This window comes from uncultured Roseobacter sp. (assembly GCF_947491795.1).
GTDB lineage: Bacteria > Pseudomonadota > Alphaproteobacteria > Rhodobacterales > Rhodobacteraceae > Roseobacter.
This window is the reverse complement of sequence record NZ_CANLKW010000001.1, coordinates 1,035,922-1,057,837: the sequence shown is the minus strand read 5'-3', so window position 1 is coordinate 1,057,837 and position 21,916 is coordinate 1,035,922. Positions and strand designations below refer to the sequence as shown.

General features: G+C 60.2%; 20 protein-coding genes and 1 tRNA gene. 9 read left to right on the top strand and 12 right to left on the bottom strand.

The features are described from left to right. Nucleotide 1: 1 nt before the first annotated feature. Entirely contained in the window at nucleotides 2-949 is a 948-nt protein-coding gene (locus Q1A34_RS05200) for an alpha/beta hydrolase (protein ID WP_300031696.1), read from the bottom strand. Further along, on the bottom strand, nucleotides 949-1,239 hold the full coding sequence (locus Q1A34_RS05195; RefSeq protein ID WP_300031693.1) for an SCP2 sterol-binding domain-containing protein: 291 nt from the start codon (nucleotides 1,237-1,239) through the stop codon (nucleotides 949-951). The genes Q1A34_RS05200 and Q1A34_RS05195 overlap by 1 nt, the downstream gene beginning before the upstream one ends. Before the next feature lie 76 nt (nucleotides 1,240-1,315). Between Q1A34_RS05195 and Q1A34_RS05190 the strand changes: the two genes are divergently transcribed. The 5 genes from Q1A34_RS05190 to Q1A34_RS05170 all read left to right on the top strand — a co-directional run bounded on the left by Q1A34_RS05190 (nucleotide 1,316) and on the right by Q1A34_RS05170 (nucleotide 6,293). Continuing rightward, nucleotides 1,316-1,873, top strand: a complete 558-nt coding sequence (locus Q1A34_RS05190) for a tetratricopeptide repeat protein (RefSeq protein ID WP_300031690.1) — start codon at nucleotides 1,316-1,318, stop codon at nucleotides 1,871-1,873. Nucleotides 1,874-1,897: 24 nt separating this feature from the next. Next, complete coding sequence (locus Q1A34_RS05185; RefSeq protein WP_300031687.1) at nucleotides 1,898-4,717, top strand: helicase-related protein; 2,820 nt, start codon at nucleotides 1,898-1,900, stop codon at nucleotides 4,715-4,717. Then, nucleotides 4,717-5,094, top strand: a complete 378-nt coding sequence (locus Q1A34_RS05180) for an RNA-binding S4 domain-containing protein (RefSeq protein WP_300031685.1) — start codon at nucleotides 4,717-4,719, stop codon at nucleotides 5,092-5,094. Before Q1A34_RS05185 ends, Q1A34_RS05180 begins: the two co-directional genes overlap by 1 nt. A gap of 51 nt (nucleotides 5,095-5,145) precedes the next feature. Then, the gene (gene fdxA / locus Q1A34_RS05175) at nucleotides 5,146-5,484 is read left to right on the top strand and encodes a ferredoxin FdxA (protein ID WP_300031682.1); all 339 of its coding nucleotides are present in this window, start codon (nucleotides 5,146-5,148) and stop codon (nucleotides 5,482-5,484) included. Nucleotides 5,485-5,780: 296 nt separating this feature from the next. Beyond that, the gene (locus Q1A34_RS05170; protein WP_300031679.1) at nucleotides 5,781-6,293 is read left to right on the top strand and encodes a CarD family transcriptional regulator; all 513 of its coding nucleotides are present in this window, start codon (nucleotides 5,781-5,783) and stop codon (nucleotides 6,291-6,293) included. 59 nt (nucleotides 6,294-6,352) lie between these two features. On the opposite strand, the gene cobS is transcribed toward Q1A34_RS05170, so the two are convergent. Next, nucleotides 6,353-7,114 (bottom strand): adenosylcobinamide-GDP ribazoletransferase, encoded by a 762-nt coding sequence (cobS, locus tag Q1A34_RS05165; protein ID WP_300031677.1) that lies wholly within the window; start codon nucleotides 7,112-7,114, stop codon nucleotides 6,353-6,355. Between the two features lie 84 nt (nucleotides 7,115-7,198). Here cobS and cobT point away from each other — a divergent pair, with 84 nt between their 5' ends. Then, nucleotides 7,199-8,212 (top strand): nicotinate-nucleotide--dimethylbenzimidazole phosphoribosyltransferase, encoded by a 1,014-nt coding sequence (cobT, locus tag Q1A34_RS05160; protein WP_300031675.1) that lies wholly within the window; start codon nucleotides 7,199-7,201, stop codon nucleotides 8,210-8,212. On the opposite strand, the gene Q1A34_RS05155 is transcribed toward cobT, so the two are convergent. Both Q1A34_RS05155 and Q1A34_RS05150 read right to left on the bottom strand, forming a co-directional pair. Then, nucleotides 8,209-10,113 (bottom strand): monovalent cation:proton antiporter-2 (CPA2) family protein, encoded by a 1,905-nt coding sequence (locus Q1A34_RS05155; protein ID WP_300031672.1) that lies wholly within the window; start codon nucleotides 10,111-10,113, stop codon nucleotides 8,209-8,211. The two genes, cobT and Q1A34_RS05155, sit on opposite strands and share 4 nt — an antisense overlap. Before the next feature lie 28 nt (nucleotides 10,114-10,141). After that, entirely contained in the window at nucleotides 10,142-10,597 is a 456-nt protein-coding gene (locus tag Q1A34_RS05150) for an Lrp/AsnC family transcriptional regulator (protein ID WP_300031670.1), read from the bottom strand. Nucleotides 10,598-10,752: 155 nt separating this feature from the next. On the opposite strand from Q1A34_RS05150, the gene hppD reads away from it, so the two are divergent. Continuing rightward, the gene (gene hppD, locus Q1A34_RS05145; protein ID WP_300031668.1) at nucleotides 10,753-11,847 is read left to right on the top strand and encodes a 4-hydroxyphenylpyruvate dioxygenase; all 1,095 of its coding nucleotides are present in this window, start codon (nucleotides 10,753-10,755) and stop codon (nucleotides 11,845-11,847) included. A gap of 15 nt (nucleotides 11,848-11,862) precedes the next feature. Here hppD and Q1A34_RS05140 read toward each other — a convergent pair whose 3' ends face one another. Then, nucleotides 11,863-13,920: a hypothetical protein gene (locus Q1A34_RS05140; RefSeq protein ID WP_300031665.1), complete on the bottom strand. Its 2,058-nt coding sequence runs from the start codon at nucleotides 13,918-13,920 to the stop codon at nucleotides 11,863-11,865. 158 nt (nucleotides 13,921-14,078) lie between these two features. Here Q1A34_RS05140 and Q1A34_RS05135 point away from each other — a divergent pair, with 158 nt between their 5' ends. Continuing rightward, a complete protein-coding gene (locus Q1A34_RS05135) occupies nucleotides 14,079-14,774 on the top strand; it encodes an SIMPL domain-containing protein (RefSeq protein ID WP_300031662.1) in 696 nt (231 codons plus the stop codon). 61 nt (nucleotides 14,775-14,835) lie between these two features. Here Q1A34_RS05135 and Q1A34_RS05130 read toward each other — a convergent pair whose 3' ends face one another. From Q1A34_RS05130 to Q1A34_RS05110, 5 genes are all read right to left on the bottom strand, one after another. Continuing rightward, on the bottom strand, nucleotides 14,836-16,128 hold the full coding sequence (locus Q1A34_RS05130) for an O-acetylhomoserine aminocarboxypropyltransferase/cysteine synthase family protein (RefSeq protein ID WP_300031659.1): 1,293 nt from the start codon (nucleotides 16,126-16,128) through the stop codon (nucleotides 14,836-14,838). 619 nt (nucleotides 16,129-16,747) lie between these two features. Continuing rightward, nucleotides 16,748-17,377, bottom strand: coding sequence for a nucleoside/nucleotide kinase family protein (locus Q1A34_RS05125; RefSeq protein ID WP_300031657.1), 630 nt, complete (start codon nucleotides 17,375-17,377; stop codon nucleotides 16,748-16,750). Beyond that, nucleotides 17,374-18,147, bottom strand: coding sequence for an ATP-binding cassette domain-containing protein (locus Q1A34_RS05120; RefSeq protein WP_300031653.1), 774 nt, complete (start codon nucleotides 18,145-18,147; stop codon nucleotides 17,374-17,376). Before Q1A34_RS05120 ends, Q1A34_RS05125 begins: the two co-directional genes overlap by 4 nt. Next, complete coding sequence (locus Q1A34_RS05115; protein ID WP_300031651.1) at nucleotides 18,144-19,211, bottom strand: ABC transporter permease; 1,068 nt, start codon at nucleotides 19,209-19,211, stop codon at nucleotides 18,144-18,146. The genes Q1A34_RS05120 and Q1A34_RS05115 overlap by 4 nt, the downstream gene beginning before the upstream one ends. Before the next feature lie 125 nt (nucleotides 19,212-19,336). Continuing rightward, a complete protein-coding gene (locus tag Q1A34_RS05110; RefSeq protein ID WP_300031648.1) occupies nucleotides 19,337-20,356 on the bottom strand; it encodes a sugar ABC transporter substrate-binding protein in 1,020 nt (339 codons plus the stop codon). 144 nt (nucleotides 20,357-20,500) lie between these two features. Here Q1A34_RS05110 and Q1A34_RS05105 point away from each other — a divergent pair, with 144 nt between their 5' ends. Beyond that, nucleotides 20,501-21,745, top strand: a complete 1,245-nt coding sequence (locus Q1A34_RS05105) for an ROK family transcriptional regulator (protein ID WP_366942807.1) — start codon at nucleotides 20,501-20,503, stop codon at nucleotides 21,743-21,745. Between the two features lie 60 nt (nucleotides 21,746-21,805). On the opposite strand, the gene Q1A34_RS05100 is transcribed toward Q1A34_RS05105, so the two are convergent. Beyond that, nucleotides 21,806-21,889 (bottom strand) — tRNA-Tyr (locus Q1A34_RS05100). Between the last annotated feature and the right edge of the window lie 27 nt (nucleotides 21,890-21,916).

The following is a 21,916-nucleotide window of genomic DNA, read 5'->3' as shown; positions in this document are numbered from 1 at the left end:
ATCAGCGGCCGGTGCTCTTGTCAAAATGCGTCAGGATCCGGTCAAACAGCGGTTCTGTCACGGCAGGGCCCTCCATCAGGACTTCATGCTCGCCGGGATCAACGATCTCCAGTTGCCCGCCCGGCCAGGCTTCCATGCGTCTGTGAATGGCGGGCACGTCGACAATGCGCTCGTTGCTGCCCAGCAGCGTGAGGCAGGGCAGACCGGGAGACGGGCGGCCGGCCAGATGCCGCGTCTCTGCCAGAGATTCGCGCAGCCAGACATAACTGGGACCCCCAAGCGCCATTTCCGGACATTCGATCAGCTGCTGGCGCATAATTTCGAACTGTTCAGGGTCACGTGTCAGCAGATTGTCGTCAAACCCGTCTGTCAGCACATGGTGATCAATCTTTGTGCCGGGCGGCAAACGGTGACCCTGGCCAATCCCGGGCATCACATGGCCCAGCAACCAGGCTGCGGGTCTGAGATGCGGGGCCATCCTGATACCCCACATCGGCCCCGAGAAGACAGCCGCGCGCACCGACAGGCCCTCCATCACAGCGCGCAGCCCGATGGCGCCACCCATAGAATGCGCCAGCAGGTGACTGGGCCGGGGCAGGTTCAGATGCCGCAGCGCGCGCATCAGGGCGGCAACGTCTTTCTGATAATCTGTGAAATGTTCGACATGACCCACCAGCGGATTGTCCAGCAGTCTGTCGGACAGGCCCTGGCCCCGCCAGTCAATTGCGACAGAAGCCAGTCCGCGCTGCGCGAACGCAGCGGCGACCTGGCCGTATTTCTCTATGAATTCAGTGCGCCCGGGGAAAATCAGCACTGTGCCACGCGCGCCGTCCAGCGGCCAGTGGCCTACGCGAAGACGCGGCCCGTCAGCCGCTGATATCCAGTGCGCAGCCCCGCCCGGCGGACCATGACTGATATGAGCATGGAAGGGGGCGGGGATGAGATCCATCAGGCGAGGGCCGATGCCAGTTGCATTGCCATGCCCATATCGCCGTCCACGGACAGTTTGCCGGACATAAAGGCAGAAGTTGGATTGGTGTCGCCCTCCAGAATGGACCGGAAGGTATCTGCGTCCGCACTCAGCGTGACATCGGCAGCTTCATCTCCCGCACGCGCGCCGGAGGCATCCATCATGATGGCGCCTTCGCCCTCGATGTCGAACTTTGCTGTGCCGCCAAAATCAGCGCCACTCAGCTTTTCGTTCAGCGCTGTGACTGCTTCGGTAATGATATCGCTCATTTGTGAGACCCTTTTGCCCTGTGGCGCGCTCCGGGGTCTGGATTTGCCGGTCGCGCCTGTTACATTCATTTCTGTTATGCGCATCAAACTTCACAACCTCAAATCTGTCGTTACGGCATTTTTCCTTTTGGCCGTGTTTTCCGGGCCGCTTCACGCACAGGCGAATGAGGCGGATCTGCTAAAACAGCTGTCAGAAGCACCCGAATCAGAAGCCTCGCGGCTGGACCGTGAACTGGGTCTGGTCTGGGACCGGTCCGGCTCGGCGGCGATGGACCTGCTGCTCAGCAGGGGGCGGGCGGCGATGCAGGCGGAAAATTATGGTCTTGCGATTGAACACTTTACAGCGCTGACCGATCACGCGCCCGATTTTGCTGAAGGGTGGCATGCGCGCGCCACAGCCTATTTCCATGCCGATCTCTATGGTCCTGCTCTGGACGATCTGCAAAGAGCGCTGATACTTAATCCGAACAACTATAACGCGATGTTCGGACTGGGGGTTCTGTTCCGGGAATTCGGCGACTATGAGCGTGCCGCCCAGGCCTTTGCACAGGTGCTGGACTTGCATCCCTATCACGAGAACGCCACAACGGCGCTGGAGCAGCTCAGAAGTGAAGGCATCGGCCTGACGCTCTGATCATCCCTGACCGAGGAAACTGCCGTGGCGGGTGAAAATCGGGTCGTTGCCGTTCTGGGCCCGACCAATACAGGCAAGACCACCTATGCCATCGAGCGAATGCTGGGTCACCGCACCGGTGTCATTGGTCTGCCGCTGCGTCTGCTGGCCCGGGAAGTCTTTGACCGTATCGTCGCGTTGCGCGGCCCGTCAGTCGTCGCACTCGTCACCGGCGAAGAGCGGATTGTGCCGCCAAGGACGCAGTACTGGGTCTGCACCGTTGAGGCGATGCCCGAAGGCATGGGCTGCGATTTCCTGGCCGTCGATGAAATTCAGTTATGTGCCGATCCCGAACGCGGTCATGTCTTTACAGACCGGCTCCTGCGCGCCCGCGGCCTGCACGAGACGCTTTTTCTGGGGTCGGATACGATGCGCGGCGCGATCCGCGAGCTCGTGCCCGGGGCGCAGTTTGTTCAGCGCGAGCGAATGTCGGAACTGACCTATATTGGTCCGAAAAAGATAAGCAGAATGAAACCACGCAGTGCGATTGTGGGGTTTTCGGTTGAAAATGTCTATGCCATCGCCGAGCTGATCCGCCGTCAGAAGGGCGGTGCAGCTGTGGTCATGGGCGCGCTGAGCCCGAGGACGCGCAACGCGCAGGTTGAGATGTACCAGAATGGCGAGGTGGACTATCTGGTGGCCACAGATGCCATCGGCATGGGGCTCAATCTCGATGTGGATCACGTCGCGTTTTCCAGTCTGAGCAAATTTGACGGCCGTCGGATGCGGCCGCTGGCGCCAAATGAGCTGGCGCAGATCGCAGGCCGGGCCGGGCGCGGCATGAAGCATGGCACATTCGGCGTCACCGGAGAGGCGAGGCCGCTCGACGATGAAGTTGCGCGGGCCATTATGGATCACCGGTTCACACCGCAGAAAAAGCTCAACTGGCGAAATCATGCCCTGCAGTTCGGGACAATTGATCGTCTGATCGCCTCGCTGGAGATGCCGCCGCAGGAAGAAATTCTCGTCAAGGCAAGGGAATCGGACGACCTGGGTGCGCTCAAAGCTCTGGGCCAGGTGACAGAGGTCTTTGCACGCTGTTCTGACGGCCCCTCTGTGCGTTTATTGTGGGATGTCTGCCGCATTCCGGATTTCCGGGGGATCAGTCACGCCGAGCACGCGGCCCTGCTGGAGCAGATTTTCTGCTATCTGCATGAGCGTGGAGAGATTCCACAGGACTGGCTTGCGCGTCAGATCCGGCGCATTGACCGCACGGACGGCGATATTGATGCGCTGTCCAAACGGCTCGCCTTTATCCGCACCTGGACCTATGTCGCCCAACGTAAAGGCTGGACCGGTGATGAAAGCCATTGGCGTAACGAAGCGCGTTCTGTAGAAGACCGATTGTCGGATGCGCTGCACGAGCGTCTGACCCAGAGATTCGTAGACCGGCGCACATCCGTGCTTTTGCGCCGGCTCGGCCAGAAGGAAGCCATTGTGGCAGAAGTATCGAATACCGGCGAAGTGACCGTCGAAGGTGAGTTTGTAGGACGGCTGGAGGGATTCCGGTTCAGCCAGGACAAGGGCGCCGGCGGTGCCGAGGCAAAAACGATCAAGACGGTGGCGCTTCAGGCGCTGGCACCGCAGTTCCATCTGCGCGCAGACCGTTTTTACAACGCGCCGGACACAGAGATCGACTTCACAGAACAGGGCGGCCTGATGTGGGGCAAGGACGCGGTGGGCAAACTTGTCGCCGGTTCTGATCCGCTGCGTCCTCAGGTCGAGGTTTTTGTGGACGATGTCGCAGGGCCCGAGGTGGCGCAAAAAGTCCAGCGCCGCCTGCAGCATTTTATTGACCGCAAGGTTGCCGCCCTCTTTGAGCCACTGATGAACCTCAGCCGGGACGAAGCTCTGACAGGGCTGGCCCGTGGTTTTGCCTTCCGCATGGTTGAAGCGCTTGGCGTTCTGCCCCGCGCTGAGGTCGCCGACGAGGTCAAGGCGCTGGATCAGGAAGCGCGCGGTGCGCTGCGCAAACATGGTATCCGTTTCGGCCAGTTTACGATCTTTTTGCCTCTGCTGCTCAAACCCGCGCCGACGCGCTTGCGGCTGGTGCTCTGGTCACTGTCCAAGGGGCTGAGCGAATTTCCGGAATCGCCGCCGCCCGGTCTGGTGACGATACCTGCAGATGCGAGTGCGCCGGCTGGTGCCGACACGATGTCCGGCTACCGTATTGCCGGTGAGCGGGCGATCCGCATTGATATGCTTGAGCGCCTCGCAGACATGCTGCGCGCAGAGAATACGCGGGCCGGTTTTGAGGCCAAAGCCGATATGCTGTCCATCACCGGCATGACACTGGAACAGTTTGCCGATCTGATGCAGGGTCTCGGGTACCGTGCTGAAAAGGGCGAACGCCCCAAAGTCAAAGCCGTGGCAGAGCCGGAAGCTGACAAAACTGACGCGCCACAGGCGAATGCAGCGGAAACAGCGACTACTGAAACAGCCCAAGCCGTGGGCACCGTCGAAGAAGAAACACCGCAGGCCGAAGAGCCAGCTGTTTCGGAAACAATGCCAGAGCCGGTCGAAGGCGAGGATGCATCGAAGGCCGACGCGCCGGAAACCGAGGTATTCTATACCTTTACCTGGGGTCGCCAGAACCGGGCCGCCCCGCAGGGCAAACGCCGCGGTGGCGACCGCCCGCAGGGCAAGGGAAAGCCAGGCGGCAAAGGCAAACGCGGCGGGCCGCGCGACGGCGGCAAGGGCCAGGGCGCACAGAAGTTCAGTGCCCGCCCGCCGAAGCCGGAAAAAAAGATCGATCCCGACAATCCCTTTGCAGCGGCGCTGATGGGGCTGAAGGACGACAAATAGTGGCTGAAAAGCTGCGACTGGATAAATGGCTGTGGCACGGCCGGTTTTTCAAAACACGCTCTTTGGCGGCGGCAAGGGTGGCCGCCGGAGACGTGCGTGTGAACGGCACGCGGGTTGAAAAACGCAGCACAATGGTGGCGCCGGGTGACGTTCTGACCTTTTCCCAGGGAGAGATTGTGCGTGTCATCTCGATCGAGGCGCTTGGCCAGCGCCGGGGACCCGCACCCGAGGCGCAGATGCTCTACAAAGATTTGTCCCCACCGGTGCCGAAATCACGGAAAAGTGCACCGGAAAACCCCGCCTTTGAGGGAAAGGGTCGCCCGACAAAGCGTGATCGCCGCATTCTTGATCTTTCCCGGTCCCGGTCCCTTGAATGATCCCGACGGCTGATTTAGCTAAACCTGACACAGTATCCGGAACAACGCCACATGACCTACATCGTCAATGACAGCTGCATCGCCTGCAAATATACAGACTGCGTAGAAGTCTGTCCGGTGGATTGCTTTTATGAGGGCGAGAACATGCTCGTCATCCACCCCGACGAGTGTATTGACTGTGGTGTCTGTGAGCCCGAGTGCCCGGCGGATGCGATCCGGCCAGACACTGAACCGGACATGGAAAAGTGGGTGGAGTTCAACCGCAAATATTCCGAAATGTGGCCGGTGATTATCACTAAAAAAGATCCGCTGCCTGACGCCGAAGAGCGTGACGGCGAAAGCGGTAAGCTGGACAAGTATTTCTCGGAAGCGCCGGGTGAAGGCGGCTGAGCGCTTCAAAGCGCTTTGATTCGCGCGATCCTGCCAGGCAGACACCACAGTTAAACTTCCGGTTTTATGTAACTTTCCGGAGGCTTACGCAGCGGCAGCTTTCGTTTGGGCTGATTCTGTGTTATACAAATGATACAAACAAAATAACGGACGCTGAAATTCCGCGCATTCACCAGATTGCGGACACTTTAAATTCTGTCTTTTTAACACGCGCGTGCATGGGCGTCTCTGCCCTGCCTTGTGTGTTTTTGACTGTGTAATGTGTCAGTTGAGCGCCGGTTGCCGAGGAAAACTGAATGACAAAATCGAAGAAACTTGATTTCCGCCCGAATGAATTCGTCGTCTATCCGGCCCATGGCGTAGGCCAGATCCTGTCTATCGAGGAGCAGGAAGTCGCTGGCATCACGCTGGAGCTTTTTGTTATTTCCTTTGAGAAAGACAAAATGACACTGCGGGTGCCGACGCATAAGGCAACGGAAATCGGGATGCGCGCGCTGAGCTCTCCGGACGTGATCGGTCACGCCATGAAGACGCTCAAAGGCAAGGCCAAGGTTAAACGCGCCATGTGGTCGCGTCGCGCGCAGGAATACGAACAGAAAATCAATTCCGGTGACCTGATTGCCATTGCCGAGGTGGTACGGGACCTGCACCGCACGGATGATCAGCGCGAACAGAGCTATTCTGAGCGTCAGCTTTACGAGGCTGCGTTGGAGCGGCTCACCCGCGAAGTGGCGGCTGTGAGTGGCGGAGATGACCTGGCTGCCGCAAAACAGGTCGGCGATGTTTTGGAAAGCCGCGTCGCAGCCTGACTAAAACTTCAGAAGAAAACGCACAGATTGGCCGCTCCGTCGCATCGGGGCGGCTTTTTCTATTGCACGGCGGCAGCAAGCACACAGAGGGCGAAAACCTCGCCAACCTGCTGGCTCGCGCCCAGGACGTCACCGGTCTGCCCGCCGATTTTCCGCCGGGCCAGCCACGCGATACCCCAGGCTGCGACACCCACGGCGGCAGCGGCTGCAAGGGCCGGCACGCCTGCCAGAGCCAGGCAGATCACCAGTGCAACGACCACGCCTGCCGCGACACGGGGGCCGGACGGGCGGCCCACACTGTGCGACAGGCCGTTGCTGCGCGCAGAGGGCAGGGCACGCATCAGAACCGGCATCGCGGCTCTCGACAGAACCGCTGCAGCAATGATCCAGGCGGGCCCGCTGGCCAGGAGTGTGGCCCAGGCCATCCACCGCAGACCTGTTGAAAACACCAGCACCAGCGTTCCGTAGGAACCGATCTGGCTGTCTTTCATAATCTCCAGACGCCGCGCGGGCGTATGCGCGCCCCAGAACCCATCTGCAAGATCGGCGAGACCGTCCTCGTGCAATGCGCCGGTAAGAAAGGTCGCAAGCGCCAGACCCAGACCGGCACTGAGCGCAACAGGCAGCCCGGCGGCAAAAAGCGCACTGGCCAAACCGCACCCCGCCGACGCCGTGACAAGGCCCGTCAGCGGGTAAGCCCAGACCGCGCGCGCGCTGTTTTCAAAGGCTTTTTCCGGCAAATGGGGCAGCGGAAGCCGTGTGAGCAGAGTGAAGGCAACAAGCAGCTCTGTCAAGGCCGTGGGGAAATTGTCGGTTTTCATCCGTTTGGGGCCTCATCCTGCCTTGCTGGCGGTTTTGCAATGGTTAAAGAGGGGACAGAAACCATGCAACCCGGAGGACCCCGTATGTCATCAGCTTTTTCAGATCCGGACGGTTTCCGTGCGCTCCTGAATGCCCAGCCCGCAGCCGAAACAGAGGCTGTCGCGGCGGCCACCGCGCGAAACGGGCAGCTGACAAAACCGCCTGGTGCTCTGGGACGGCTTGAAGATCTGGCAATCTGGTATGCTGGCTGGCGCGGGACAGACAAGCCGACCGTAACGGCGCCACAGGTGATCGTGTTTGCGGGCAACCACGGCGTAGCAGCTCAAGGTGTTTCGGCTTTCCCGCCGGAAGTCACAGCACAGATGGTGCAGAATTTCGAGCATGGTGGGGCTGCGATCAATCAGCTTGCCAGTACCTTCGGCGCGCGCCTTGATGTAATTGCCCTGTCCCTGGACACTCCAACGGCGGATTTCACGAAAACGGCTGCCATGACCACAGATGAGGTGACTGAAGCCCTGCTGGCAGGCTGGGAAGCGGTCAGTCCGGATGCTGACGTGCTTGTCGTGGGTGAAATGGGGATCGGCAATACGACTTCTGCCGCTGCAGTGGCCGCGCTGTTGCTGGGCGGGGAAGCTGCCGATTGGACAGGGCGTGGCACGGGCGTCGATGACGCCGGTCTGGCGACCAAAACTCGTGTCGTGTCCGAGGCCATGGCCCTGCACTGTGAGAGCGCTGACGGTCTGGAGGTACTGCGCTGTGTCGGCGGGCGCGAACTGGCCGCGATGGCCGGGGCAATCGCCCGTGCGCGGTCTTTGCGCATTCCGGTGATGCTGGACGGTTTCATCTGTTCTGCTGCGGCGCTGACCCTGGAGAAAACCGTTGCAGGTGCGCTGGATCACTGTGTCGCCGGACATCTGAGCGCTGAGGGCGCACACAGCAGAATTCTGTCTGCCATGGGCAAGGAGCCGCTGTTGTCGCTGGGACTGCGCCTTGGTGAGGCATCGGGCGGCGCGCTTTCGCTGGGCGTTCTGAAAGCCGCTGTTGCCTGCCTGAGCGGCATGGCCACTTTTGCCGAAGCGGGCGTCTCGGACGGCTAAGTCTGACTGCCTGCGGTGGCCGCCTTTTTCTCCTCGCTTTCACGGGTGAGAAAGGCGGTTTCCAGCTCTTTCTGCAGCTCGCGCGCTTTGTCGATATAGGCCTGGTTCTGGCTTGCCGGTATCTCCGGCTTCCACAGCTCGGCCAGCTGGCGCACAGAATCCCTGTCGTGGTGATAGAAAATCCGCTCTGCCTCGCTCGCCTCAAAATCGCTCAGACCCATGTTTTCGAGCACATAACGACCTGCGCGCAGTGAGCTGTCAAAGAGTTCGCGCACAATATCGTCCGCACCCGCCTGATAAAGCCTGTAGACATGTGTACGATCCCGCGCGCGGGCAACAATGTGAAGGCTGGGATAGTTCTTGCGGGCGTAGCTCACCAGTTTGATCGCAGCATCAGGATCATCGAGCGCCACGACGAGAACCCGTGCCTCTGCGATACCGGCGGCACGCAGAATGTCGGGCCGTGTCGGGTCTCCCAGAAACCCTTTGAAGCCAAAGCGCCGCATGACTGCAATGGTTTCCATATCGTGGTCCAGGACAACCGTCTGAAACCCGCTGGCCTGCACCAGGCGGTTCACAATCTGTCCAAAGCGACCGATGCCGGCAATGATCACCGGGCCTTCCGCGTCGATTTCCTCCTCAGGATGTTCGGCTGCGTTTTCTTCCATCCGGCGTGACATAAAGTCGTACAGGATGAACAGCAGGGGCGTGATGAGCATGGACAAAGCAATAACCAGCAGAAGCGTTTCGGCAACGTCGACCGGAATGACATTTTGCTGCACGGAAAAAGAAACCAGCACAAAGCCAAATTCGCCCGCCTGTGCGAGGCCAAGCGCAAAAAGCCACTGATGCCGGCCCCGCAGGCCAAAGGCGCGGCCCAGAACAAACAGGATCAGACCTTTTACGATGATCACCAGCAATGCCATCGAGATAATTGCGGGCATATTCCCGAACAGCAGCGTGAAATTGATCCCCGCGCCGACGGTTATGAAGAACAGGCCCAGCAAGAGCCCTTTGAAAGGTTCAAGGTCGGTTTCCAACTCGTGCCGGAATTCGGAGTTTGCCAGGACGACACCCGCAAGAAAGGCCCCCAGTGCGGGTGAGAGCCCGACAAGCGTCATCAGAAAGGAGATCCCGACCACGATCAGCAGTGCCAGTGCGGTGTACATTTCCCGCAGACGCGAGGCGTGGATGTAGCGAAACACCGGACGTGTCAGGTAAACGCCGGCAAATATGATCCCGGCGATAGCACCGATTGTGACGAGCGTGACCCCCCATGCCGGCAGGCCCTCCACCAGTGACAGCGAATGGTGACCGTCGCCATGATGGGCCGTCTCCGGGCTGGTCAGGTGGATAGACCCGTCCTCGGCCAGCTTCTGCACCGGCAGTGTCACAATCAAAAGCGGCAGGAACGCAAGGATCGGGATGACCGCGATATCCTGGGTCAGCAGAACAGAGAAGATGTTCCGCCCCCCGCTGGTCTGCATCAGCCCCTTTTCAGACAGAGTCTGCAGCACGATCGCCGTTGAGCTGAGCGACAATGCCAGCCCGATCGCCAGAGCAACCCCCCAGGGCTGGCCATAGGCCATGGCGATAACCATCAGGGCAAGGGCGCTGATGGACACCTGCAACCCCCCCAGACCCAGCAACCGGTGCCGCATATCCCAGAGCGCGCGGGGTTCCAGCTCGAGACCGATCAGAAACAGCATCATGACCACGCCGAATTCGGCGAAATGCTGCAGATCCTGCGTTTCTGATCCCACAAGGCCGAGAACGGGCCCGATGATGATACCCGCGGCAAGGTACCCCAGCACCGACCCAAGCCCGAGCCGTGCGGCAAAAGGCACCGCAATGACCGCTGCGGCCAGGTAGATCGAAGCCTGATAGAGGAAGCCATCCATGTTGTGTTCTCTCCCGGCGGGGTCAGTTTCAGGTGGGCAGAGGGCCGTCTTGCTTGAGCTGGTCCATGACAATCTGGCTGTGAACCCGCGCAACAGACGGATGTGCCAGAAGGACTTCATGGATCAGTGCATTCAGGGCGGGAAGGTCCGTGCAGTACACCCGTAAAAGATAGTCCGCATCTCCGGTCATTGTCCATGCGCCGGTTATCTCCGGGCGGGTATTGACCAGGCGGGCAAAGCCGCGCGCCTGTTCGGCCCCATGTGTGCCCAGATGTACCTGCACAAAACCCTGCACATGCAGGCCCATGTGCTCGGGGTTCAGACGGGCAACATAGGACAGGATGTATCCGTCGCTTTCCAGCCGTTGCCTGCGGCGACCGGCCTGACTCGGTGACAGGTTCAGTTTTTCGGCGAGCTGCTGCGCCGTCAGCTGGGCGTTTTTCTGAAGTTCAGCGAGAATCCTGGTATCGGTGCTGTCCAGCATGATGCGGACTCCTTGCGAATTACGCGTTCAGTATGCGTGTGATTAACGAATATTTCTATAATCTCTGCAAAGATTGCGCAAACGCCGCGCTCTTTTTGCAGGATGATGCCTGATAAATGCGCACCAGCGCTGCAACTCATTCAGGGAGCTACACCATGGGACCCTTTCCACACGACGCACCGCGGTCTGTCATTTCTGACGAGAACCCGGCCGGTACAGACGGTTTTGAGTTTGTCGAGTTTGCGCACCCGGACCCGCAATCGCTGCGGGATCTCTTCTCCCGGATGGGCTACACTCATGTTGCGGTGCACAAAACCCGTGCGATTGAGCTGTGGCAGCAGGGCGATATCACATACATCCTGAATGCCGACCCGGACAGTTTTGCAGCGGGGTTTGTGGCAGAGCACGGCCCCTGCGCGCCCTCCATGGGCTGGCGGGTTGCAGATGCTGGTCAGGCATTCCGTCAGGCCGTTGAAAAAGGGGCGGTGCCCTATGAGGGCACGGGCAAGGCGCTGGATGTGCCAGCAATCTACGGCATCGGCGGCTCGCTGCTGTATTTCGTGGATCAGTACTATGACACCAGCCCCTACAACACGGAATTTGACTGGATCGCGCAGTCCAAGCCTGCGGGCGTCGGGTTTTACTATCTCGATCATCTGACCCACAATGTGCACCGCGGGAACATGGACAAATGGTTCCGGTTCTATGGCGATCTTTTCAACTTTCGCGAAATCCGGTTTTTTGACATCGAGGGCAAGTTCACCGGCCTGCTGAGCCGCGCGCTGACCTCACCCTGTGGCCGTATCCGCATTCCGATCAACGAAGATCGCGGGGAAACCGGCCAGATCGTTTCCTATCTGAAAAAATACAATGGCGAGGGTATCCAGCATATCGCTGTCGGCGCGCGTGATATCTACGACAGCACGGATGAGATCGCGGCACGTGGCCTGAAATTCATGCCCGGCCCGCCAGAGACATACTATGATCTCAGCTATGACCGTGTGACAGGGCACAGCGAACCGCTGGAGCGCATGAAAAAGCATGGCATCCTGATCGACGGCGAGGGCGTAGTAGACGGCGGGGAGACCAAAATCCTGCTGCAGATATTCTCAAAGACGGTAATCGGTCCGATCTTTTTTGAGTTCATCCAGCGCAAAGGCGATGATGGTTTCGGAGAGGGCAATTTCAAAGCGCTGTTCGAGAGTATCGAGCAGGAGCAGATCCGAAATGGTGAGCTTGCCGCTGAATAGCGCCTGGGCCGGTCATCAGCCGCTGGGCATTTTCAGAACGATGTTGCGGCCGCTTTTCTGATACCGCAGTTCCGCATCACCGATGGCGGACACCTGGCCGCCATCAAGGCGGTCACCGACCTTTACTTTCTGATAGCGGCCATTGCCGAGGCGGATCAGCGCACGTCTGTCGGATGGCTTGCCGTATACACCGATCAGGTTGACGCGGCGCAGGTTGATCGCATTTTTCTGTGTGGCCTCCCGAGCGGCTGACGTGCTGGACGGAATGCGCGGTGCGACAGCAGTCGGTGCGACGCTCGCTGTTGTGACCGTGGCCGGAGCAGGGGTCGCAGCGGGTTTCGGAGCGTTCTGCAGGACGCGGGCGACGGTTATGCTGAAATCAGAAGGGCGCGTTTCCGGACGCAGGGAGCGGGCAACTGCATTGGCCGGTGCAGCACCGTTTTCGGTGAAGAGCGAACCGGCTGTGCCGCTTCTGGGGGCCTGTTGGACTGTTTCGGTCTCAGCCAGTGCTGCGGCCTGCTCCTGAAGCGAGCGGGGTCTCAGAGCCGGGCGGATACCTGCGAGTTCGCTGCGGGTAAGGCCAGAGAAAGCCGCGCGTTCTGACTGCTCCACGAGATCACCGGGGCGCAGACGGGGCCGGAAACCAGCCAGTAGTGCTTGTAAAACCGGGTCAGCCACCGAAGCTTCGCCAATAACCTGCACTCTGCCATCCGGCGGGCGCGCCGGAGGAGCCCCCGCAAAAACGCGTATCCCATCGGGATTGAGCGCACCCTGCGCGGTCGGAATAACAAAGCCACGGTCATTCAGAACAAAGACCGTCCCCGCGGGCGCAGGTGACGCGGGGCTCAGCAGGACAGCATCACCGGACGTCGTCGCAGTGTCTGGCAGTGCTACAGCGTCGAAAGCGGCCTGCACCGGGTCAACACTGGTGACGTAGAGGTTTTCCAGATCAATGAGCGGCGGCGGCGAAGGTACATCCGGGGCAACAGACCAGATCCCGGAGGCCGCATAGCGCGCCAGATCATCCAGCGGTTCCTGCGGCGTTTCCGGTGGCAGAGCGGGTTCGACCGGCACACTCAGGGCTTCGCGGATCGCCGCGTCGGTGCCGGTTCCCACGGGCTGCAGAGGTTCGGCAGGCGCGGCAGTTGTGCTGGCAGACTGAGGCACCTCCGGCTGCAAGGGTGCTGCAAACTGCGCGTCCGGTGCCGGACCCGTGGGTTCATTCAGCAGCGATTGCAGTCCACCGGTGCCCAGCAGACCCGATGCCCACACGCCGACTCCAACGGCGAAAACCGCAGCCAGAGCACCAATCGTTCCGGCGCTGAGCAGCCAGCTGCGCGTTTGACCGCTGTTGTGACGGTCCCCAAAGGCCTCCAGCTTGCTTGCCTGATGTGCCGCAACCGATGCGACGGGCACGGCAGGGCGGGGGCGCTCTTCGCGCGGCTGCCATGTCAGAAACGGTGCAGGATCGTCTGCAAACCCAGCATGCCTGGGCGCAGGGCGTTCATAAGTTGGGGGCGAAAACACAGGCGTTTCTTCGACCGGTTCAGGCTGTATGCCAGGGCCGGTTTGCAGTTCTCCGGCCGGCACCGGCGTTGCAGCTGCGCCGGTTGTGAAAACAGGCGCGCCGGGAAAGACCGCCCGGTCAGGCGCGGCGGTAAAACTGACAGGGTTGAACCCGTGCGCACGTGCAAAGGCATCCGCTTCGTCCAGCGTCTCGCGCGCGACCGCTGCAATGTACAGGGCCGGTCCGGATGTCTCTGTCGCGACAACCAGATCGGAGGTGTCATAGGGGGTCTGGCCTTCCAGAGCGCTGCGGGCCTGGCCTGCATCGTCTTCGCCCTGCGCATTTACAGGCACATCCATATAGCGGATCTGATTGTCGGGCAGAATGATGGTACAGTCCTGACCGGCGGGCAGGATGTCCTGTGCCAGCCCCAGCAGCCCGTTGAGCTGTTCGTCAAGGTCCGCCGCTTCCGGGTCCACCTCGCGCAGCACGTCCCAGCCGGCCGCGTTTTTTTGCAGCAGGCGAATGCCTTCATGGGACAAAGAGAGCGCGAGTTCCGGCGTCATGACCTTCCTTTATCAGCACACAGGGTGGATCAACAGGCAGCAGAGCCCCGATGCGACGATACAGCAGGTCTTTGCCGAGGGAAAGAAAAAGGGTTCCGGCCCGGTTGCGCTGATCCGGACCGCGGTGTCAGATCAAAAGCAGCAAAAGGAGAGAGTTCATGCGGTTTTTCAGAACAGTTGCAATGGTGGTTGGGATAGGCGCGGCGGCCTCTGCAGCAGCCGACACGGGGCGCATGATCGTGACATCTGGTACGAGCACTGTTGAGCAGGCCCCCGATATGGCGGTGATCGAAATGGGCGTAACCCAGCAGGCCCCCGATGCCGGTGACGCGCTGGATGCCACGTCTGCGGCGCTGCGCGCCGTCCTGGACAGCCTGTCCGGGGTAGGCATAGAAGCGCGTGACATCGCCACCAGCCACATTTCACTGCAACCGGTCTGGAGCAACCGCATACCGGGCGAAGAGGACGCCCCGCGGATCACAGGCTTTCAGGCTTCAAACACACTTTCTGTCCGCATTCGAAACCTGGCTCTTCTGGGCGATGTGATGGGCGTGGCGGTGGGAGACGGGGCGAACCGGTTCAACGGTGTGCGTTTTGCATTCCAGGACCCCGAACCCCTGAACGACAGGGCCCGGGCCGCCGCCGTCAGGGATGCAATGCGCCGCGCGGCACAGCTGGCAGAAGCATCCGGTGTTGCGCTTGGCCCCGTGCAGTCCATCACCGAGCGGAGCGGCGGAAGGCCTGCCCCGATGATGGAAATGGCGGCCGCCTCACGCGCGTCCGGCGTGCCGGTCGCAGCGGGTGAAATGAGTGTCAGCGTCACCGTCGATATGGTTTTTCAGATCGCTGAATGACGCCCGGGCGGACTGTCGGAGAAGGCACGTCAGCGCCTTCTCCGGAGCATTGGGTATGCATTCAGCTCGTGGCTTTTGACAACGCCTGATCCAGATCAGCCATCAGGTCGTCGGCATTTTCGGTACCGATGGAGATACGGACGACACCCGGTCCGGCCCCTGCGGCTTCCTGTTGCTCTGCTGTCAGCTGCCTGTGCGTGGTCGAGGCGGAGTGGATCACCAGCGAGCGCGTGTCACCAAGGTTCGCCACATGGCTGAAGATCTCCAGCGCATTCACGAATTTCACACAGGCGTCATAGCCGCCCCTGATCGCAAAGGTGAACAGACCACCAGCCCCTTTCGGGCAGATTTTCCTGACCCGTTTATAGTAGGGCGACGACTTGAGCCCGGCGTAGGTGACATATTCCACCCTGTCGTCTTTCTCGAGCCAGGCGGCGACCTTTTCGGCGTTTTCAACATGCCGGTCCATCCGCAGCGAAAGTGTCTCTGTGCCCATCAGCGTATAATGCGCGGCCTGCGGGTTCATGGTCATACCCAGATCGCGCAGCCCGATTGCGATGCCGTGGAACGTGAACGCCAGAGGGCCGAATGTCTCGTGGAACTTCAGCCCGTGATAGGCGGGTTCCGGCTGGCTCAGCGAGGGGAATTTGTCATTTGCCGACCAGTCAAATTTGCCTGAATCCACGACGCAGCCACCAGTGACGGTGCCGTTGCCGGTCAGATATTTGGTCGTGGAATGCACTACCAGCGTCGCGCCGTGGTCAATCGGGCGGCAGAGATAGGGGGTGGCAGATGTGTTGTCGACGATCAGGGGTATGCCTGCGTCGTCGGAGATGGCAGAGATCGCATCAAGATCTGTGATATAGCCGCCGGGGTTTGCGATGGCTTCACAGAAAACGGCGCGCGTATCTTCATTTATTGCGGCCTTTACGGCGTCGAGGTCGTCAAAGTCGACGAAGGTGCACTCCCAGCCGAAGCGTTTGATTGTATGGGAAAACTGCGTGACTGTACCGCCATAGAGACGGGTTGAGGCGACGATGTTTTTACCCGGGCCCATGATGGGAAAAAGCGCCATGATCTGGGCGGCATGCCCGGACGAACAGCAAACTGCGCCGACACCGCCTTCGAGCGTTGCGATCCGTTCCTGCAGAACGGCAACGGTCGGGTTGGTCAGGCGCGAATAGATGTAGCCGACTTCCTGCAGGTTAAAGAGTGCTGCGGCGTGTTCGGCGTCTCTGAACACATAGGCTGTGGTCTGATAAATCGGCGTCTGGCGCGCGCCGGTGGCCGGATCGGGCCGGGCGCCTGCGTGAATCTGCAGTGTATCAAATCCATAGTCGGGGCCGTCTTGCATCTGAAAATCTCCCAAAGTTGTCTGCGCGTATGGTTAGGCCAAGGCCCGCGTGACCACAAGAGCGGGCAGATCAGCGCATCCGAAACCTGGCTTTGTGCATCCTGTTGCGGAGGATCGTTTGGCGTACGGACCTTTGCGTGGCACCCTAGAGAAGCCACCCATCTCACTGGCACGTATCCTTGCAGAACGTTTGGCATGCGGTCTGGGGTAACAGTTCTCAAACCTGTGCGGCATTGTCGGATGCGTGCAGAACATCGAAAAACCCGGCAGCAGTAGCAGACATGGCCGCAGGTTTGCCGGGCGCAGCGGTCTAAGGATCCACAGGCAACTGCCTGGTCGCCATATAGCGACTAAGCATCTCCGTGTCCGTGACACAGCCTGCATTCTGCCTGAAAGGTCCAGGCTGAGTCTCTGCCACAATCATTCTGCGCGTGATGCCGAAACTGCAACCCAGAAAAGACATCGCAAAAAGCAGAGCTTCAAAGCAAAAGCGCCAACGCTGGCCGGTGAACACGATGTTGAAAGTCGGCGTCCGGGCGTATTCTGAAACGGTCTGCAGTCTTTTGTGGGAACTCCACGTGCGCACAAAGCGTACAGAAACGCTGAAAAGGCGATTTCCTCAACCGGTCAGGACGATATCCGCGGGCAGCGCATTTTCGGCAACACTTCGGGCATTGGCGAGATCATTGCCCGCAGCGCGTTCTGCGGCCTGCTCGGCCGAGAGCCCGTGATCCAGCCAGCGTTGTACCAGCCGCTCTTCCAGCGTTTTCAGCGAGATATCAAGGCGCACCGACATGTCCCAGTGCGCTGAGAGATCGCGCCACACAGGCGCATCATAGAGCAGATAGTTTCCTTCGATCACGACGGTATCGCATTCCGGACCGACACGTCCGGCACAGGCCACTGATATATCGCGGGACCGGTCAAAAAGCGGGTAAAACACTTCTTCCTCGTCGTGCAGCCGGCTGATCAGATGCACGAATCCCGCGGCATCAAAGGTATGCGGCGCGCCTTTGCGGTTCAGGATATCGCGGTCCAGCAGGATCTGGTTGTGCAGATGAAACCCGTCCATGGGTACCACCCGGGCGTTGCACCCTTCTTCGCAGAGCTTTGCGGCCAGGCTTTCGGCGAGCGTGGTTTTGCCGCTTGCGGGCTGACCGGCCAGGGCGACCAGCCGGCGGCGACCCCTGCGGGGCGCACCGAGAACTCTGGGCGCAAGCTCTGCCGCTGTTTCGCCCGGCGGTTTCATGCGGCCTGCGCAGGGGCTTCTTTAGCTCCGGTCATAAAGGCCACCGCATCGGACATCGTGTAATCCTTTGGGTCGATGACGCACAGGCGCTTGCCCAGCCGGTGAACGTGAATGCGGTCGGCAACTTCAAACACGTGAGGCATGTTGTGACTGATCAGAATGATCGGGATGCCGCGAGATTTCACATCCTGGATGAGCTCCAGCACCTTGCGGCTTTCCTTGACACCAAGTGCAGCTGTCGGTTCATCCAGGATCACTACCCGGGAGCCGAAGGCCGCCGCACGGGCCACGGCAACGCCCTGACGCTGACCGCCAGACAGGCTCTCGACCGCCTGGTTGATGTTCTGGATCGTGGCCAGGCCCAGCTCACTCAGTTTGTCCCGCGCGAATTTTTCCATCGCCTGTTTGTCCAGTTTCCGGAAAACCTTGCCCATGATACCGGGTTTGCGAAGCTCGCGGCCCATAAACATATTGTCGGCAATCGACAGGGCAGGGGACATTGCGAGCGTCTGGTAGACGGTTTCGATCCCATGTGCGCGGGCCTCGATCGGAGAGCGGAACTTCACCTCCGCGCCATCCAGCCAAACCTGGCCTTCGTCGGGCACCACAGCGCCCGACACTGCCTTGATCATCGAGGATTTTCCGGCCCCGTTGTCGCCGATGACGGCGAGGATCTCGCCGGGCATCAGGTCAAAGTCGGCATGGTCGAGTGCTGTGACTTTGCCGTAGCGCTTCACAAGGTTGCGTGCTTTGAGGATTGGCTCGGTCATGCTGCCACCTTTCTGATCCATTGGTCCACTGCAACGGCTGCGATGATGAGCATACCGATCAGCATGAATGTCCACTGCGGGTCAGCACCAGCCATTCGCAGGCCCAGTTCGAAAACACCCACGATGAGCGCGCCAAAGAGGGCCCCGGCGACGGACCCGCGTCCGCCAAAGAGCGATATGCCCCCGATCACCACAGCGGTAATCGACTGGATGTTGCCGATGACGCCGGTTGTTGCAGAGGGCGAGATGGAGCCGAAACGTCCCACCATCACCCAGCCTGCGAGAGCACAGATGAACCCGGCGGCCATGTAGACCGACATATAGGTCCGGTGCACATTGACGCCCGAGAGCTCAGCCGCCTCGGGGTCATCACCCACGGCATAGACATGCCGCCCCCATGCGGTGGAGCGCAGGGCATAGGCCAAACCGGCAAAGAGCCCGATCATCCCGATGACCCCCAGCGTCAGGGTTGCGCCGCCAAACTGTATTTTTGTGCCGAGGAACTGGAGGAATGCGGCCTCCGCTTCGATATCCTGCGAGCGGATGGTCTCATTGGCCGAATAAAGATAGTTCGCGGCCAGTACGATCTGCCACATACCAAGTGTCACAATAAAGGGCGGTAGCTTCATGCGGCTGACCAGCCAGCCACTGATTGCACCGAGCGCAGTACCTACGGTCAGGCCGATTGCCACTGAAACCGCAGGCGGGATGCCATAGCTGAACGTCGCCTTGCCCATCACAACGGTGCACAGGACAGCGATGGCGCCGACGCTCAGATCGATGCCCGCTGTCAGGATGATCAGGGTCTGGGCCGCCGCAAGCACGCCAACGATCTGGACCTGCTGCAGGATCAGCGTCAGCGCGAAAGGCGAGAAAAACCGCGACCCGAGCAGAATGCCAAAGAGCGCGATCGAAAAGATCAGAACGATCAGGGGCACCAGCGAGGGTGTCTGGTGCAGGGTGTGCTGGATGCTGCCGACGAGCCCGCGGCGGTGGTCTTCAAACTCTGCGATTTTGGCATCAGCAGAGGAGACAGCAGATTCGTAGTTGTCCGATTGAGTCATGGGATCCCATCCTCAGGGCAGGGAAACAAACGGGCTGCGCGCCCGTCGCGGTTTCACTGCAAATGTACTTGAAAGTGGGAGGGCGGGAAAACACCGCCCTCCGCAATTTGCACTGCGTCAGCAGATCAACCCCAGCAGAGGTCCGTGCCTTCGGCAACCGAAATGCTTTCCACACCGTCAGCCGGTTTGTCTGTTACCAGGGCCACGCCGGTATCAAAGAACGCCTTGCCGTCTGTGGCCGCCGGCTTGGTGCCGTCCTTGGCCCACTGTGCAATTGCCTCGATGCCGAGCGACGCCATCAGCAGCGGGTATTGCTGCGACGTTGCACCGATCACACCTTCTGCGACGTTCTGAACACCGGGGCAGCCGCCGTCGACTGATACGATCAGCACATCGTTTTCACGCCCAATGGCTTTGAGTGCTTCATAAGCCCCCGCCGCTGCAGGCTCGTTGATGGTGTAAACGACGTTGATGAACGGGTCTTTGGCCAGCAGGTTTTCCATCGCGCGACGGCCACCTTCTTCGTTGCCGGCAGTGACGTCGTTACCAACGATACGCGGATCGTCTTCGTCACCCCATTTGTTCGGGTCTTTTACGTCGATGCCAAAGCCGGTCAGGAAGCCCTGGTCGCGCAGAACGCCGACGGTGGGCTGGCTGATCGCCAGATCCAGCATGCCGATTTTGGCATCAGCTGCCGCGTCGCCCAGCGTCGCGGCGGCCCAGGCGCCAATCAGTTCACCCGCAAGGAAGTTGTCTGTCGCAAAGGTCATGTCCGCGGCGTCGATGGGTTCAAGGGGCGTGTCCAGCGCAATCACCAGAAGGCCCGCGTCACGCGCCTGCTGGACGACCGGAACAATGCTCGCCGTGTCAGACGCTGTCAGCAGAATGCCCTTTGCGCCGTTTGCGATACACGTCTCGATGGCCTGCACCTGCGTTTCATGGTCACCATCGACCTTACCAGCAAACGAGCTGAGCTCGATGCCCAGTTCTTCTGCTTTGGCAGATGCACCTTCACGCATTTTGACAAAGAAGGGGTTCGTGTCTGTCTTTGTGATCAGGCATGCAGATACGCTGTGACCGTCGGCCATCGCCGCACCAGTTGTTGCAATGAGAGCCATCGCGGTTCCGGCAATAATCTTTTTCATCGTTTCCTCCCAGGGAACTGTTTTTGTTCGTCTGATGCGCATTCTTAACGCAGGCCCGGCAGCACTCGCCGCCAGGTTGACGCCTAGGGAAACTGATTCACGTCCTGGTGTCAATAAATAAATAAACTTGATTTATTAATTGCGATGACGTTTTCTTTTCCGCAGTATTCCAGAGGTATCAGACCTTTTATGGACGGCAGCGAGATTTCTGAACGCCTCGGCGGCGTCAACCAGAGCGGTGTGCGCAATCACAACGAGCGTCTGCTGATGTCCATGCTGCAGCGTTCCGGCGGGATGGCAGGCAGCGATATGGCGCGACGTGCCGGTCTGTCGCCGCAGACCGTGTCGGTGATCCTGCGCAAGCTGGAAAAGGACGGTCTGTTGCAGCGGGGTGACCCGGTGCGGGGTAAGGTGGGCAAGCCTTCCATTCCGATGCAGCTCCGTCCGGACGGCATTTTTGCATTCGGGCTGAAGATCGGCCGCCGCAGTGCCGACCTGCTCATTCTGGATTTTGTAGGCCAGGTACGGGCACAGACCCGGAAAACATACGAGTACCCGGTGCCGGATGATATCTTTGAATTCCTGCGCAGAGGAATGCCCGCCCTTGCCCGAAAGCTGACGCCGGATCAGCGCGACAGACTCTGTGGCATCGGCATCGCAACGCCCCTGGAGCTGTGGAAGTGGCACAAACTGGCAGGGGCCCCGACGGAAAGCTTCAGGTCGTGGAAAGATGTGGATTTCCGCAAGTCTGTTGCGGAGTTTTCGCCGCTGCCCGTTTATGTCGGGAACGACGCCACAGCCGCATGCCGTGCCGAGCATCTTTACGGCGCGGACAAAGGCCTGCGCGACTATGCCTACTTTTTTGTGGGCTCTTTCGTCGGTGGCGGGGTCGTGCTGAACGATACGGTTTTTCAGGGCAATCAGGGAAATGCCGGTGCATTCGGGGCCATGCGCAGCACCGGCGCGCTTGGCGAAAGCCGCCAGCTGGTTGATGTGGCCTCCATCCATTTGCTGGAGTCGCGGCTGAGAGATGCGGGTGTGGACCCCGTTGCACTCTGGAAGGCGCCGCATAACTGGGAACCGCTGTCACGCTACGTAGATCCCTGGCTCGGCCAGACAGCTCAGGAGTTGTCAAAGGCCGCTCTTTCTGTGTGTGCTGTGATCGATTTTCAGGGCGTCGTTATAGATGGCGCTTTCCCCGAGGGGGTCCGGGAGGAACTGGTCGAGCGGGTAAACCGATATCTGGCCAGCCAGGATATGCGCGGCCTGATCGCCCCTGTGGTTGTCGCTGGCAGTGTCGGTGCAAATGCGCGCGGCATCGGGGCGGCCTGCGGTCCCATATCCTCTCAGCTTTTGCTGGATAAAAACGCCGGTTTGTCCGTCTTTTGAAACAGCTGCGCTTACGTCCGGCCAGAAGCCGGGGCGGTTGGAGTGCTATACTGGGAAAAGTGGTGGGCGACCCTGGAATCGAACCAGGCGTGCGTCTCCGCGAGGGAGTTACAGTCCCCTGCCACACCTTGCGGCCTGTCGCCCACGCTGCCCGTGCATTGCATCGGCAGT

Coding starts and splice junctions, on each gene's coding strand:
- Q1A34_RS05200 (WP_300031696.1), bottom strand. CDS start 949: ATGGATCTCATCCCCGCCCCCTTCCATGCTCATATCAGTCATGGTCCG.
- Q1A34_RS05195 (WP_300031693.1), bottom strand. CDS start 1,239: ATGAGCGATATCATTACCGAAGCAGTCACAGCGCTGAACGAAAAGCTG.
- Q1A34_RS05190 (WP_300031690.1), top strand. CDS start 1,316: ATGCGCATCAAACTTCACAACCTCAAATCTGTCGTTACGGCATTTTTC.
- fdxA (WP_300031682.1), top strand. CDS start 5,146: ATGACCTACATCGTCAATGACAGCTGCATCGCCTGCAAATATACAGAC.
- Q1A34_RS05170 (WP_300031679.1), top strand. CDS start 5,781: ATGACAAAATCGAAGAAACTTGATTTCCGCCCGAATGAATTCGTCGTC.
- cobS (WP_300031677.1), bottom strand. CDS start 7,114: ATGAAAACCGACAATTTCCCCACGGCCTTGACAGAGCTGCTTGTTGCC.
- cobT (WP_300031675.1), top strand. CDS start 7,199: ATGTCATCAGCTTTTTCAGATCCGGACGGTTTCCGTGCGCTCCTGAAT.
- Q1A34_RS05155 (WP_300031672.1), bottom strand. CDS start 10,113: ATGGATGGCTTCCTCTATCAGGCTTCGATCTACCTGGCCGCAGCGGTC.
- Q1A34_RS05150 (WP_300031670.1), bottom strand. CDS start 10,597: ATGCTGGACAGCACCGATACCAGGATTCTCGCTGAACTTCAGAAAAAC.
- hppD (WP_300031668.1), top strand. CDS start 10,753: ATGGGACCCTTTCCACACGACGCACCGCGGTCTGTCATTTCTGACGAG.
- Q1A34_RS05140 (WP_300031665.1), bottom strand. CDS start 13,920: ATGACGCCGGAACTCGCGCTCTCTTTGTCCCATGAAGGCATTCGCCTG.
- Q1A34_RS05135 (WP_300031662.1), top strand. CDS start 14,079: ATGCGGTTTTTCAGAACAGTTGCAATGGTGGTTGGGATAGGCGCGGCG.
- Q1A34_RS05130 (WP_300031659.1), bottom strand. CDS start 16,128: ATGCAAGACGGCCCCGACTATGGATTTGATACACTGCAGATTCACGCA.
- Q1A34_RS05125 (WP_300031657.1), bottom strand. CDS start 17,377: ATGAAACCGCCGGGCGAAACAGCGGCAGAGCTTGCGCCCAGAGTTCTC.
- Q1A34_RS05120 (WP_300031653.1), bottom strand. CDS start 18,147: ATGACCGAGCCAATCCTCAAAGCACGCAACCTTGTGAAGCGCTACGGC.
- Q1A34_RS05115 (WP_300031651.1), bottom strand. CDS start 19,211: ATGACTCAATCGGACAACTACGAATCTGCTGTCTCCTCTGCTGATGCC.
- Q1A34_RS05110 (WP_300031648.1), bottom strand. CDS start 20,356: ATGAAAAAGATTATTGCCGGAACCGCGATGGCTCTCATTGCAACAACT.
- Q1A34_RS05105 (WP_366942807.1), top strand. CDS start 20,501: ATGACGTTTTCTTTTCCGCAGTATTCCAGAGGTATCAGACCTTTTATG.